Consider the following 12,947-nt stretch of genomic DNA (forward strand, 5'->3'; position numbering starts at 1 on the left):
GGTCACAATGGTCGTCGAACACCCGTACCGAACAGGGAGTGACCGTGTCGACCGTCTTCGTGGAATCGGGCGCGGGCGCGTCCCGTCGCCTCGTCGTCGCCCTCGGCGCGGCGATTGTGCTCGCCGTGGCGTTCGTGCTCGCCCCGCCCGTGGTGGCGGGGTGGTTGCCCGGTGCCGATTTCGCCGACGAGCAGGCACTGCGCGCGGGTTTCCGGTCCGCGTTCGTCACGTATTGGCAAGCGGGACAGGCCGAACTCACGCCCGAGCTGCAGGCGGCGGTGGACTACTGGTTCGGGTACCACCTCGTGAAGGCGGTGGTGGCGTTGCTGTGGTCGATCGTGCTCGTCGCGCTCGGGGTGATGCTGTGGCGGTCCTCGCTGCGTACCCGGCGGCCGAACCGAACGATGTTCGCGGTGGCGGGGGTGATTACCACGCTGGTGCTCGCGGTCGCCGGGGTGGCGGTGCTTGCCAATATTCAAGGGGCCGTGACACCGTTCGCGTCCTTGCTGCCGATGGCGGTCGACGGTGCGGCCGACGCGTCGCTTACCGGGGTACTGACCGAGGTGGGGCAGGGGCTCGACAACTACCCCGGTGGTCCGGCGCCGCTGGCGGTGATGGTCGAGGACTTCGCGCGCTATCACGTCGCGATGGCCGTGCTCGCCGCGGCGGCGTCGACCGGACTCCTCGGGCTCGGTGTCGTGCTGTGGCGGCGTCGCGCAGGCGCGGCCGGTCGAGTGCTCGGCGCCTATGCCCTGGCGGCGGTGGCCCTCGGCCTGCTGTTCGCGGTGGTCACGGTCGCCAACGTGACCACCGCGCTCGATCCTGCCCCCGGGCTCGCCGCCCTGATGACGGGTGGCTGGTGATCAGCGGGCCTGCCAGTTGGGGCTGCGTTTCTCGACGAACGCCAGCAGACCCTCGCGGACGTCCGCCGAGCGGGTGAGTTCGGCGATCTCGCGGTCGGACCGGTCCCAGGCGTCGTCGTCGGGCAGGGCGCCGTCGACGATGCCGAGCGCCACCCGCTTACTCGCCTGCACCGCAAGCGGCGCGTTCGCCGCGATCCGCGTCGCCAGTTCCATCGCGGTGTCGAGGACCCGGTCGGCGGGAACCACACGGTTGACCAGACCGAACTCCAACGCGCGTGCGGCGGTGATCGGCTCGCCGGTCAGGATCATCTCCATGGCGACCTTGCGTGGCAGCTGTTCAGGCAGCCGGAACGCCCCGCCCGCGGCGGCGAAGAGACCGCGTGCCACCTCGGGCAGCCCGAAGGTGGCGGTGGACGCGGCGACGGCCAGGTCGCTGGCCAACACCAGCTCGGTGCCGCCACCGAGCGCGAGCCCGTTCACAGCCGCGATGGTCGGCTTGCTGATCGGGTGGCGCATGTAGCCACCGATACCCCAGTGTTCGTGTCCCGCGGCCAGAATCGACTCACCGCGCCCGAGCGCGCGCAGATCCGCCCCGGCACAGAAGGCCCGGTCGCCCGCGCCGGTGAGGACGAAGGCCCGCACGGCCCGATCGTTGTCGGCCTGTTCCAGGGCCGCGCCGAGCTGGGCGCTGACCTCCCCGTCGATCGCGTTCATGGCCTCGGGCCGGTTGATGACGGCGACGAGCACATGCTCGTGCATCTCGACGAGAACGGCGCTCACGATCGACTCCTGCCTTCGTTGTCCCGGCCGGTCGTGGACGGAACCCGACCGACAAGTACCACGCCGCAAGTAGGCTCCGAAAAAAATTCGCGAAAGAATTTCCGGCGGGTGTCGATTCGCGCGATGCCCGTTCGACCTACGGATGAACGCAGCGCCCGCCAGGGGCACCGACCCGAAGGAGACACACCATGAAGTACATGCTGATCATGCGCGCCACCGACGAGGCCTTCGCCGAGTTCGCGAACGTGAGCTTCGACGAGATGCTCGACACCATGGGCAAGTTCAACGACGAACTGATCCGCGCCGGTGTGCTCGTCGCCGCGGAAGGGCTCGAGGACGCCGCCGAGGGTGTGGTCGTCGACTACTCGTCCGAGCCGCCGGTCGTCACCGACGGTCCCTACGGCGAGACCAAAGAGCTCTTCGGCGGCTACTACATCCTCAACGTGGCATCAAAGGAAGAGGCCGTCGAGTGGGCCAAGCGGATGCCGATGACCGGTCCCGGCATCAAGACCGAGATCCGGCGGGTGCCCTCCATCGACGAATTCCCCAAGGACAACGTCTGGGTACAGAAGGAACGGGCCTGGCGCGAGTCCACCGGACAGCTCTGAGGCGATGACGGAACACACCGGACGTGCGGCGGTCGCCGCCGTATGGCGGATCGAATCGGCGCGGATCGTCGGCGCGCTGGCCCGCTACACCGGCGACTTCGCGATGGCCGAGGACCTCGCCCAGGAGGCACTGGCCGAAGCCTTGGTGACGTGGCCGCGCGACGGTGTGCCCGCGCATCCGGCCGGGTGGTTGCTCACCACCGGACGACGGCGCGCGATCGACGCGTTCCGCCGTCGTGCCGCCCTCGACGAGCGCTACACTGCCCTCGCCGCCGGACTCGGCGAGGGCGGCGCGTTCGCCGGCGGCGAGCCGATTCCCGCCGGTGAACCGGTGTGGGATCCCGAGCAGATAGACGACGACGTCCTCGCCCTGATCTTCATCGCCTGCCATCCGGTGCTCTCGCGCGAGGCGCGGCTGGCGCTTACCCTGCGCGTGGTCGGCGGTCTGACCAGCGACGAGATCGCCGCGGCCTGCCTGGTGCCGACCGCGACCGTGCAGGCACGGATCACCCGGGCCAAGAAGACCCTGGCCGCGGCACGGGTGCCGTTCGAGGTGCCGCCGCTCGCCGAACGTCGCGAGCGGCTCGGTTCGGTACTCGGCGTGATCTATCTGATCTTCACCGAGGGATCGACGGCGAGCAGCGGCGGCGAGCTGATCCGGTTCGACCTCGCCGGGGAAGCGCAGCGCCTGGCGCGGGTGCTCGCCCGACTGATGCCCGGCGAACCCGAGGTCTACGGTCTGCTCGCCCTGCTCGAACTCACCGCCGCCCGGTTTCCGGCCCGCACCGGACCCGACGGCGAACCGGTCCTGCTCGAGCAGCAGGACCGGCGCCGCTGGGACCGGACCGCGATCCGGCGCGGCCGCGCCGCCCTGGCCAAGGCCGAACAGGTCGGGCGTGGGCTCGGCGCCTACGGGCTGCAGGCCGCGATCGCCGAGTGCCACGCAGTCGCGCCGTCGGTCGAGCAGACGAACTGGGAGCGCATCGTGCTGCTGTACGAGGCACTCGGCAGGCTCGCGCCCTCACCGGTGGTCGAACTGAACCGGGCCGTGGCGGTGTCGATGGCCGCCGGAGCGGCCGCGGGCCTCGCCGTCGTCGACGAGCTGGCGGCCGGGGGAGTGTTGTCGTCGTCGCACCTGCTGCCGAGCGTGCGTGGGGAACTGCTGATCCGCCTCGGTCGCGTCGATGAGGCGCGCGGGGAGCTCACCGAGGCGATGCGGCGCTGCCGGAACGACCGCGAGAAGGCCGTACTCGCGGGCAAACTCCAGGCACTCTGACCACAACGACACACAAGCGTAAAGTTTTGTCCGCGTACCGATCGGGTAGTCCGGAATGGCGACGACGAGAGGTTTGTGGATGTCTCAGGAATCGAAATCGGTGTTGCACCGGGCAATCGGTGCATCGGCGATCGGAAATGCGGTCGAATGGTTCGACTACGGCGTCTACGCCTATCTCGCCACCTATATCGCGGCATCGCTTTTCCCCGGTGACGGAACCGGATCCAGCGTTATCTATACGCTGCTCGGTTTCGCCGTCTCCTTTCTGATCCGCCCGATCGGCGGCATGATCTGGGGTCCGCTCGGTGACCGTATCGGCCGTAAACGCGTGCTCGCGATGACCATCATCCTGATGGCCGGGTCCACCCTGGCCGTCGGTCTGATCCCGAGTTACGAGGTCATCGGCGTCGCCGCGCCGATCCTGCTGTACGCGCTGCGCATGGTGCAGGGTCTGTCCGCCGGTGGTGAGTACGGTGGCGCGGCAACGTTCATGGCCGAATACGCGCCCGATCGTAAGCGCGGTTTCTACGGCAGTTTCCTCGAAGTCGGCACACTCGCCGGTTTCACGCTCGGCAATCTGGCGGCGCTGCTGCTGGTGAATGTGCTCGACGCCACGAGCATGGAATCGTGGGGCTGGCGCATTCCGTTCCTGATCGCCGCACCGCTCGGCCTGATCGGTATGTATCTGCGCAGCCGGGTCGAGGACACCCCGGTATTCCGCGAAATCGAAGCGAAAGACGAGACCGAGGAAACGGTCGGGGTCTACCGCGATCTGCTGACCAAATATCTGCGCCCGGTGCTGACTCTTTTCGGTCTGGTCATCGCCTTGAACGTGGTGAATTACTCGCTGCTGAGCTACACGCCGACCTACCTGGGCAACACCATCGGCATGGCGGAATCCGACGCGCTGCTCGTGCCGCTGATCGGTCAGATCGTGATGCTGCTGACGCTGCCGTTCCTCGGTGCGCTGTCGGACCGGATCGGTCGCAGGCCGATGTGGTTGTTCTCCTGTGCGGCGCTGATGGTCACCGTGATCCCGGTGTACATCCTGATCGGCACCTCGCTCACCGGCGCCATCGTCGGCTTCGCCATCCTGGGCCTGCTCTACGCGCCGCAGCTGGCCACCATTTCGGCGACCTTCCCGGCCATGTTCCCCACCATCGTGCGGTTCGCCGGTGTGGCGATCGGCTACAACGTGGCCACCTCGATCTTCGGTGGCACCGCGCCGGTGATCAACCAGTCGCTCATCGAGCTGACCGGCGACAACCTGTTCCCGGCCTACTACATGTTCGGCGCGTGTCTGGTCGGCCTGATCGCGGCCTACTTCCTCATCGAGACCAAGGGCATGTCGCTGCGTGGCACCCAGGTGCCCGGCACGCCGGAAGCCCTCGAGGAACAGCGCGAGCTCGGCGAGCCGGTGGAACTCGCCGAGGGGCTCGATCCCGCTGTGCCGGTGAAGTAGGTCCTCAGGACCGGAACACCGCGAGTGCCTCGTCGCCGAGGTGCGGCCCGCTCACCTCGATGGCCACATTCGAACTGGCGACCACGTCGGCGCAGCTCAAGGTGAAGCTCGGTCCCGGCCCGAGGATGGGCCCGAACTCCGAGGCCGCCGCCGCGAACACGATGCGTCCCACCTGGGCCCACACCATCGCGGCGGCGCACATCGGGCAGGGCTCACCGCTGGCGTACACGGTGGCGCCTTGCAGTGCCTGCGCTTTACCGGTGGCGGAGGCGACGGTGATCGCGACCAGTTCGGCGTGGGTGGTGACATCGCCGGTGGTGGCGACGGCGTTCGCCGATTCGGCGAGCACCGTACCGTCGCGGTCGACGGTGACGGCACCGAACGGCCGGTCACCGAGCACCGCCGCCTGGGCGGCGAGGTCGATGGCCCGGCGCAGGTAGGCGATGTCGGTGTCGGTGAGTGTGGTCATGCGCTGAGCTCCACTTCCGTTCCGCGGCCCTGGGCGCGGGCCTTGTCGATGAGCAGGCGGGCGGTGACGAGATCTTGCAGGCCGATACCGACCGAGTTGAACAGGGTGATGTCGCGTGGGCCGACCCGGCCGGCCGTCCGGCCGAGCACGACCTGGCCCAATTCGGTGCTCACCTCGGCTTCGGTGATCGCGCCGTCGGCGATGGCCAGCAGCGTGTCGCCCGACTTGGTGAGCGTCGTCGCGATCGAGTCTACGATCACGCGCGCCCGGCGCATGGCAGCCCCGTCGACCTCGCGGTGGTCGGCGCGTGGCGGGGCGCCGACCGCGTTCACGTGCAGCCCCTCGCCGAACCAGGCACCGCGCACGATCGGCTCCCGTGCGGGGGTGAGGGTGCACAGCACGTCGGCCGCCCGTGTCACCGACTCCGGTGACGGCATCGCCCGCACCTCGAGCCCGAGGTCGGCGATCGCGCCACGGAACCGCTCGACGGTGGCGTCGGACCGCGACCAGGCCAGCACGGTGTCGATGTCGCGTACCCGGGCGACGGCGCGGGTGTGCTCGATCGCCAGCGCACCGGCTCCGATCAACCCCAGTGTGGAACTGTCTTGCCTGGCAAGGTATTTGGTCGCCACCGCGCTGGCGGCCGCCGTACGAACGGCGGTGACGAGCCGTCCGTCGACGAGCGCCTCGCAGCTGCCGTCGAGCGCGGAGGTCACCAGGATCACCGAGCGCTGTACCGGCAGGCCACGTTCCCGGTTGGCGGGGAGGTCGGCGAGCAGTTTCACGGCGGCCGCCCCGGCGGATTCCGCGGCGGCGACCATCGGAACGAAGGCGGTGGCGCCGACACCCACCGCGGGCGGCGCGGGGACCACCGCCGTGCCGAGCGCGAGGTCGGCGTGTGCGCGTTCGACGGCGGCGAGCACCTCGGCGCGGTCGATCAGGGCGGCCACATCGGAATGCGACAGGATCAGAGTCATCGATGGCTCCTCGGAAGCGGTGGGTCAGGAGGTTCGGGCGAAGGCGACGGTCAGGTCGCGCGGTGCACGGCTGTTGCCGACCAGACCGCTCACGGCGACGATCGCGATCAGATACGGCAGCATCACCAGCAGCGCGAACGGCACGTCGACACCGAGCGCGGGCAACGCGAACTGCAGCGCCTGGGCGATGCCGAAGAACACCGACGCCCAGATGACGCCGAGCGCCCGCCAGCGGCCCGCGATCACCGCGACCACGGCCAGATAGCCGATGCCACCGGTCATGTTGTCGCTGAACGAATGCACCTCCGACAGCGCCAGCTGCGCGCCGCCGAGGCCCGCGGCGAACGCGGCGAGCAGCACACAGCCGTAGCGGACGGCCTTCACCGGCAGGCCGGTGCGGTCGGCGGCGACGGCGTCCTCGCCGATCGCGTCGATCACCAGGCCCATTTTGGTGCGGCGGGAGAACACGAACGCCGACCCGGCGACGAGGGCGATGCACAGGTATCCGAGTACGGTCTGCCCGAACACCGCTGGACCGATGACCGGAATATCGTGCAGCACAGGGATTCTCAGTGCCTCGAAACCCGCAACGCTGTGCCCTTTTCCGTCGGCGAGCAGCAGGCGTGCGCCGTAGGTGGTCGCGCCGAGAGCGAGAGCGTTGCTCGCGATGCCGACGACGATCTGGTCGGCACGCAGTCCGATACTCCAGACAGCCTGTAGTGCACCGAATATCAGGGCGGCCAGCACCGCGGTGGCCGTGCCGAGCACCGGCGACCCGGTGGCGACGGCACCGAGTACGCCCGCGAACGCGCCGGTGAGCATCATCGCCTCGAGGCTCAGATTGAGCACGCCCGCGCGCTCGCTGACCAGCTCACCGCTCGCCGCGACGAGGATGGGCAGGGTGAAGCCGATGCCGCTGGTGGCGATGTCGGTGACCGTGTCGAGGCTCATCGGCTCGCTCCTGCCGCGTCGAGGCTGTTTGTGTCGGGAACTGGTTGTGGCACAGCGGTTTTGCGCGTTCGCGATGTCCAGATCACAGCGCCCGCGATGAAGACGATCATCAGGGACTCCACGACCGCGATGGTCGAGGCGGGCACGTTCGCGGCCAGCTGCAGGTTGATCCCGCCGGAGACGAGGAATCCGAGCAGGAGCGACACCGCGACGACGGCACTCAGGGAGCCACGCGCCAGCAGCCCGACGACCAACCCGGAGAACCCGTACCCGGACGAGAATCCCTCGGCGAGGACGAACGGCGCCGTCGCCACCAGCAGCCCGCCCGCGACGCCCGCGAACGCACCCGCCGCCGAGAGGCTGAGGAAACGCAGTCGGCCCACCGGCAAACCCAGCCTCGCCGCCGCGTCGGGATTGAGCCCGACCGCGCGCAAGCGGGTGCCGAGTGCGGTGTGGCGCACCAGGATCGCGGTGCCGAACGCGGCGACCACGGCGATCCACAGGGCGATGGTCGCGGGGGAGCGTTCGATACCGAGCAGCGGCAGATGCGCGGCCTCGGTGAGCTGCTCGGACTGCGGCAGGGTCTCCGAGGAGGTCACCGGCTGACGCAGCAGCGCGGGCTCGTGCACGACGAGCAGCACCAGCGCCAGGCCGACGAAGTTGAGCAGCAGCGTGGTGATGATCTCGCTGGTGCCGCGCGCGACCCGCAGATACGCCGCGATCGCGGCCCACAGCCAGCCCGCGGCCGCCGCCCCGATCAGCACCGCGGGCAGGGTGATCGCGGCGGGCGTGCCGGTGAGGGTGGTGCCGATCGCGGTGGCGGCGATCCCACCGGCGCAGATCTGGCCCTCACCACCCACATTGACCAGCCCCGCGCGGTGGGCGATGGTGAACCCGACGGCCACCAGCATCAGCGTGGCCGCGACATTGAGCGAGGCGCCCACGGCGTAGTCGCTGCCGAACATGCCCTCCCACAGCGCTGTCATCGTGGCGGCGGGGGCGGCGCCCGCGACGGCGGCCAGGATCAGCCCGATCACTCCGGCGGCCAGCATGGCCGCGACAGCGACGACGAGGGGGTGGTGCCACGCGGAGAGCTTGCCGAGGCCGCGCGAAACGCCCCGCGACGCCGGTCGAGACGGGGTCTCGGGCGCTGTGGTCCGACCCGGTGCGCTCATGCCGCGACTCCCATCATCAATTCGCTGATCTGTTGTGCGGCGCCCGGATCAGTGGTTTCGACGGGCCCGGCCAGTTCCCCGCGATAGGCGACGAAGATGCGGTCGCACAGGGCGAGCAGTTCGGGTACCTCGCTCGATACCACCAGCACGCCGCAGCCACGCGCGGCCGCGTGCCGCAGCTGTGTCAGCACGAAATCGACTGCGCCGATGTCCAATCCGCGCGTCGGCTGGGCAGCGACCAGGCAGCGCAGGTTCGCCGCCGACAGTTCGCGCGCCAGCACGACCTTCTGCTGATTGCCGCCCGACAGCGATCCCATCGGCACCCACGGACCGGCCGCGCGTACATCGAAGCGATCGAGTTCGGCCTGCGCGGCGCGACCCATGGCCTGTTTGTCGAGGAGGCCGAAGCGGCGGAACCGGCCGAGGCTGCCGAGGAAGAGATTCTCGGCCAGCGTCATGTCGGCGACCATGCCGTCGCGGTGGCGATCTTCGGGGACGACGCCGAGACCGAGCGATGTCCGTGTGGCGGGGTTCGCTGTGGTGATGTCGGCTCCGGCGAGCGCGACAGTGCCCGCCCGCACCGGGGTGCCACCAGCCAGCACCGCGACGAGCTCGCTCTGCCCGTTGCCCTCGACGCCCGCGATCCCGACGATCTCGCCCGGCCGCACGGCCAGGCTCGCTTCGTCGAGCGCGATACTGCCGTCGGCTCGGTGGACGGTCACCCCGTCGACGGTGAGAACCGCTGCGGGTGGGTTCGATTCGTGCGGTATGACGGTTTCGTCGCGGCGTCGACCCGCGGTCCTGTGCTCGCCCGGATCCAAGCCGATCGTCGCTGCCACGGTCGGGTCGAGATCGGTTGCCTCGCGGCCGACCATCGCGGTGAGCAACTCGGAGATCGTGGTCTCGGGGAGCGGACCGCCGCCGGCGACCGTGCCGCGGCGCAGCACCGTCGCGGCATCGGCGACCCTGGCCACCTCGCCCAGTTTGTGCGTCACCAGGACCACGGCCTTGCCGTCGGCGGCGATGGCGCGGCAGGTGTCGATCAACGCGTCGATCTCGGCCGGATCGAGCACTCCCGTCGGTTCGTCGAGCAGGATCAGCGCCGGATCGCGCAGCAGGGCCTTGACGATCTCGACCTTCTGCCGGGCGCCCACCGGCATCGTCGCGACCTGCTGGTCGAGATCGATGCGCAGACGATAGCGGTGGGCGATCTCGTCGAGACGGCTGGTCAGATCCCTGCGGCGCAATCGCCAACCGTGCTGGGTGAGCAGCAGATTCTCCGCGACGGTCATGGTGGTCACCAGACTGAAGTGCTGGTGCACCATGGCGACGCCCGCCTTCATCGCGGCGGCGGGCGAATCGGGCCGGAAAGGCCTGCCGCCCAGTTCGATTCGTCCGGTATCGGGGGGATAGCCGCCGAAGACGAGATTGCACAGCGTCGACTTGCCCGCGCCGTTCTCGCCGAGAACACAGTGGACGGTGCCGGATTCGACGGTGACGTCCACGTCGTGCAATGCCCGGACCGCGCCGAAGCTCTTTCCGACCCCGTACAGGGTCAATGCGGGAGTGCCCATCGCCATCAGTACGGCTTGACCGCGCCGGTGGACAGGGCCGTCTTCGCCCTGGCGAGCGCGTCGGCGACCGCGGCGTCCTTATCGCACAGCACGAAATCGGTTCCGTCGTTGGGCGAGGTGAGCCCGAAGCGCACGTTCTCGGCCTTCCAGGTGTTGTCGAGCGCCGCCTTCACCGCGTATTCGACCTCGGCACCGATATCGGTGTGCACGTAGCCCAGATACACCGGATCGGTGCAGTCGCCGGGGATCGGACCGCCGACCAAGGTGGCGCCGGACTGGGCCGCTGCCTGCTCCAGGCCGGCCTTGCCCAGGTTCACGATCTGACCGAGCGTGCCCGCGCCCGCGCCGTAGTCGGCCAGCGCGGCCTGCTTGGCCTTGGCCGGGTCGTTGAAATCACCGACGTACTGCGGAGTCAGCACCCTGGCGTCCGGCTTCGCGAACCGCGCGCCGTTACCGAAAGCGTTGGCGGCGTTGACGATCGCGGGCAGTTCGACGCCGCCGACGAAGGCCACCGCGCCGGTCTCGGATCCGGCCGCGGCCACCGCGCCACTGAGGAACTCGGCCTCGGCCTGCTGCGGGTCGTAGTAGGCCAGGTTGGCCATCGGCTTCGCGTCGGCGGGCCCACCGATCTCCACGAACTTCACGCTCGGGAACTGCGGGGCCACCTTGCGCACATCGGCATCGGTCTGGCCGCCGAGCGCGATGACCAGGTCGTTGGTCGAGGCGAAACGGACGAGCGCCTGCTGATAGTCGGCCGCCGCCACCTGCTCGACCTTGCTCAATTCGACCTTGTCGCCCAGGGTTTCGGCGACGCGCTGGTAGCCGAGATATCCCGACTGCATGAAGCCGGTGTCGGAGAGCGAACCGGGGAAGAACACGCCGACCTTCAGTTTGCCGCCCGCCGCGGCGGTGTCGGCGGAACCGCAGGCCGACAACAGGGCAGCGGCGGCGAGGGCGGCCGAGCCGAAGGCGATCGCGCGCCGGGTGGAGTTGTGCACGAGGTACTCCTTGATCGAACGAACCGCCCACTTAGCGGTATACCGTTAAGTGTCAGCGTGCGGTCCGCGAATGACGGCCGGATTACCGAAAAGTAAGAATCGGTCGCACGGTGCGCGCGGGGCTACCGTGGAGTCGGAAGTGGGGCGGAAGGATGGTGTGGTGGCGGGACCGGTCAAGAAGTCGCTGCGAGATCAGGCGTACGAGGAACTGCGGGATCGGATCATCGATCTGCGGTTGAGTCCGGGGCAGCGGTTGGTGGAACGAGATCTCGCCACCGAACTCGACATCTCCCGGATTCCGCTGCGCGAAGCGCTGCATTTGCTCGAACGCGAAGGGCTGGTGGTGATCGTGCCCCGGCAGGGCGCGATCGTCGCCCCGTTCACGGTCGCCGATGTGCGCGACCTGTTCGACGTGCGCGAGAGCCTCGAGGTGCTGGCCGCTCGGCTGGCCGCCGAACGAGCCGAACCCGCCGACCTCACCGCGCTGCGCACCCAGCTCACCGCCGCCCGACGGGCAACCGAACGCGGCGAGCAGGCCGCCATCGCGGCCGCCAACGCCGGATTCCACGCGCTCATCGTGGAGATCTCCGGCAACCCGCTGCTGCAATCGCTCTTGCGGCCCTTGGAGTCTCGCGTGCGCTGGCTGTTCCACCTCACCAAGGAACGCGACCCGGGCACCCAATGCGAGGAACACGAGGCGCTCTACGCCGCGATCGCGGCAGGCGATCCGCGGGCCGCGGCCGACATCGCCTACCGCCACGTCGCCTCCGGGCGAGAACCCAGCCTGGCCCTTGCCGAGCAGTGGGCGACGCCCGCCATCGACCCGGTGAGCGCCACCCGCACGCGTCAGCGCACCACGAACCGCGACAGATCGGCGTGATCAGCCGCCCGCCGGAGCTCGGCCGGCGGCGGCCGCATGGTGGAGGGCACTGCGTGCCGCGCGCACGGCCGGATGGTCGCCGGTGCCGTTGCGGTAGGCGAGGCGAGTGCGGCGGCGAATCGGCAACGCGGTGAGGGCCAGCTGTTCCGGCGGTGCGTACAACGCCAGGCCTGGGATGATCGCGGCGCCCGCACCGGCGGCCACCAGGGCGAGCACCGTGTCGAAATCGTCGGCGTGATGACGCACGCGCGGTGTGAAACCCGTTGCCTGACAGGCACGGATCGTCATCGTGTGGCACAGCGTGCCGGGGGTGCCCGCGATCCAGGGCGAGTCGCGGTTGGCGCGCAACGGATCGTCGGCGGGCGCCGGATCGCGGGTGGCGAGAAAGACCGTTTCGGTGTGCAGTGGTTCGGTGTGCAACGCCCGGTCGGTGTCGGCGGGCACCAGGTCGTAGTCGTGGGTGAGCGCGATGTCGAGGGTGCCTGCTCGCAGGGCGTCGGGTACGTCGGCCGGATCGATCTCGGTGACGGTGAGTTCCAGGCGTGGGTGTTCGGTGCTCAGGGCGACCAGGGCGGGGGAGAGCAGGGTCCGCGCGGCGGTGGGGAACGCGCCGATGCGCAGTGTGCCGACCAATGCGGTCCGCGCACCGGCCAATTCGGCGTCCGCGCGTTCGAGGGCGGCGAGCACGGTCTCGGTGTGGCCGACCAGCAGGTGGGCGGCGGGGGTGAGCGTCACCCGGCGGCCCGATCGCTCGAGCAGGGCGACCCCCGCGTCCTTCTCGAGCGCGCTGAGCTGCTGGGACACCGCCGACGGCGTGTAGCTGAGGGCCTCGGCGACCGCCGCGATGGTCCCGCGGTGAGCGAGTTCGCGCAGCAGGCGGAGTTTGCGGACATCGAGCATCAGTTCAGCTTACGTTCTACCTCATGAACGTGAA

General features: G+C 69.5%; 13 protein-coding genes. 5 read left to right on the plus strand and 8 right to left on the minus strand.

Features of this window, described 5'->3' with window-relative positions; genetic code table 11:
• Positions 1 to 44: 44 nt before the first annotated feature.
• Positions 45 to 863 carry a hypothetical protein gene (locus tag AB0I19_RS01910; RefSeq protein WP_357143412.1) on the plus strand — a complete coding sequence of 273 codons (819 nt, stop codon included), beginning with the start codon at positions 45 to 47 and terminating at the stop codon, positions 861 to 863.
• Here the strand turns inward: AB0I19_RS01910 and AB0I19_RS01915 are convergent, their stop codons facing one another.
• Positions 864 to 1,646, minus strand: coding sequence for a crotonase/enoyl-CoA hydratase family protein (locus AB0I19_RS01915; RefSeq protein ID WP_357145066.1), 783 nt, complete (start codon positions 1,644 to 1,646; stop codon positions 864 to 866). It lies immediately after the preceding gene.
• A 185-nt stretch (positions 1,647 to 1,831) separates the two neighbouring features.
• Here AB0I19_RS01915 and AB0I19_RS01920 point away from each other — a divergent pair, with 185 nt between their 5' ends.
• From AB0I19_RS01920 to AB0I19_RS01930, 3 genes are all read left to right on the plus strand, one after another.
• Positions 1,832 to 2,251 (plus strand): YciI family protein, encoded by a 420-nt coding sequence (locus tag AB0I19_RS01920; protein WP_357143414.1) that lies wholly within the window; start codon positions 1,832 to 1,834, stop codon positions 2,249 to 2,251.
• A gap of 4 nt (positions 2,252 to 2,255) precedes the next feature.
• Positions 2,256 to 3,527, plus strand: a complete 1,272-nt coding sequence (locus AB0I19_RS01925) for a DUF6596 domain-containing protein (RefSeq protein ID WP_357143416.1) — start codon at positions 2,256 to 2,258, stop codon at positions 3,525 to 3,527.
• Positions 3,528 to 3,606: 79 nt separating this feature from the next.
• Entirely contained in the window at positions 3,607 to 4,989 is a 1,383-nt protein-coding gene (locus AB0I19_RS01930; RefSeq protein ID WP_357143418.1) for an MFS transporter, read from the plus strand.
• Between the two features lie 4 nt (positions 4,990 to 4,993).
• Here AB0I19_RS01930 and AB0I19_RS01935 read toward each other — a convergent pair whose 3' ends face one another.
• The 6 genes from AB0I19_RS01935 to AB0I19_RS01960 all read right to left on the minus strand — a co-directional run bounded on the left by AB0I19_RS01935 (position 4,994) and on the right by AB0I19_RS01960 (position 11,133).
• Positions 4,994 to 5,458: a nucleoside deaminase gene (locus AB0I19_RS01935; RefSeq protein WP_357143420.1), complete on the minus strand. Its 465-nt coding sequence runs from the start codon at positions 5,456 to 5,458 to the stop codon at positions 4,994 to 4,996.
• A complete protein-coding gene (locus tag AB0I19_RS01940; RefSeq protein ID WP_357143422.1) occupies positions 5,455 to 6,435 on the minus strand; it encodes an ornithine cyclodeaminase family protein in 981 nt (326 codons plus the stop codon). Before AB0I19_RS01940 ends, AB0I19_RS01935 begins: the two co-directional genes overlap by 4 nt.
• Before the next feature lie 24 nt (positions 6,436 to 6,459).
• Positions 6,460 to 7,386 (minus strand): ABC transporter permease, encoded by a 927-nt coding sequence (locus AB0I19_RS01945; protein ID WP_357143424.1) that lies wholly within the window; start codon positions 7,384 to 7,386, stop codon positions 6,460 to 6,462.
• Positions 7,383 to 8,438 carry an ABC transporter permease gene (locus tag AB0I19_RS01950; RefSeq protein WP_357145069.1) on the minus strand — a complete coding sequence of 352 codons (1,056 nt, stop codon included), beginning with the start codon at positions 8,436 to 8,438 and terminating at the stop codon, positions 7,383 to 7,385. Before AB0I19_RS01950 ends, AB0I19_RS01945 begins: the two co-directional genes overlap by 4 nt.
• A 119-nt stretch (positions 8,439 to 8,557) precedes the next feature.
• Positions 8,558 to 10,135: an ABC transporter ATP-binding protein gene (locus AB0I19_RS01955; protein WP_357143426.1), complete on the minus strand. Its 1,578-nt coding sequence runs from the start codon at positions 10,133 to 10,135 to the stop codon at positions 8,558 to 8,560.
• Positions 10,136 to 10,140: 5 nt separating this feature from the next.
• On the minus strand, positions 10,141 to 11,133 hold the full coding sequence (locus AB0I19_RS01960) for a BMP family protein (RefSeq protein ID WP_357143428.1): 993 nt from the start codon (positions 11,131 to 11,133) through the stop codon (positions 10,141 to 10,143).
• Between the two features lie 160 nt (positions 11,134 to 11,293).
• On the opposite strand from AB0I19_RS01960, the gene AB0I19_RS01965 reads away from it, so the two are divergent.
• Positions 11,294 to 12,013, plus strand: coding sequence for a GntR family transcriptional regulator (locus tag AB0I19_RS01965; RefSeq protein ID WP_357143430.1), 720 nt, complete (start codon positions 11,294 to 11,296; stop codon positions 12,011 to 12,013).
• Here AB0I19_RS01965 and AB0I19_RS01970 read toward each other — a convergent pair whose 3' ends face one another.
• Positions 12,014 to 12,913: a LysR substrate-binding domain-containing protein gene (locus tag AB0I19_RS01970; protein WP_357143432.1), complete on the minus strand. Its 900-nt coding sequence runs from the start codon at positions 12,911 to 12,913 to the stop codon at positions 12,014 to 12,016.
• Positions 12,914 to 12,947 lie beyond the last annotated feature (34 nt).

The organism is Nocardia sp. NPDC050413 (genome assembly GCF_040655475.1).
GTDB classification, from domain to species: domain Bacteria; phylum Actinomycetota; class Actinomycetes; order Mycobacteriales; family Mycobacteriaceae; genus Nocardia; species Nocardia coubleae.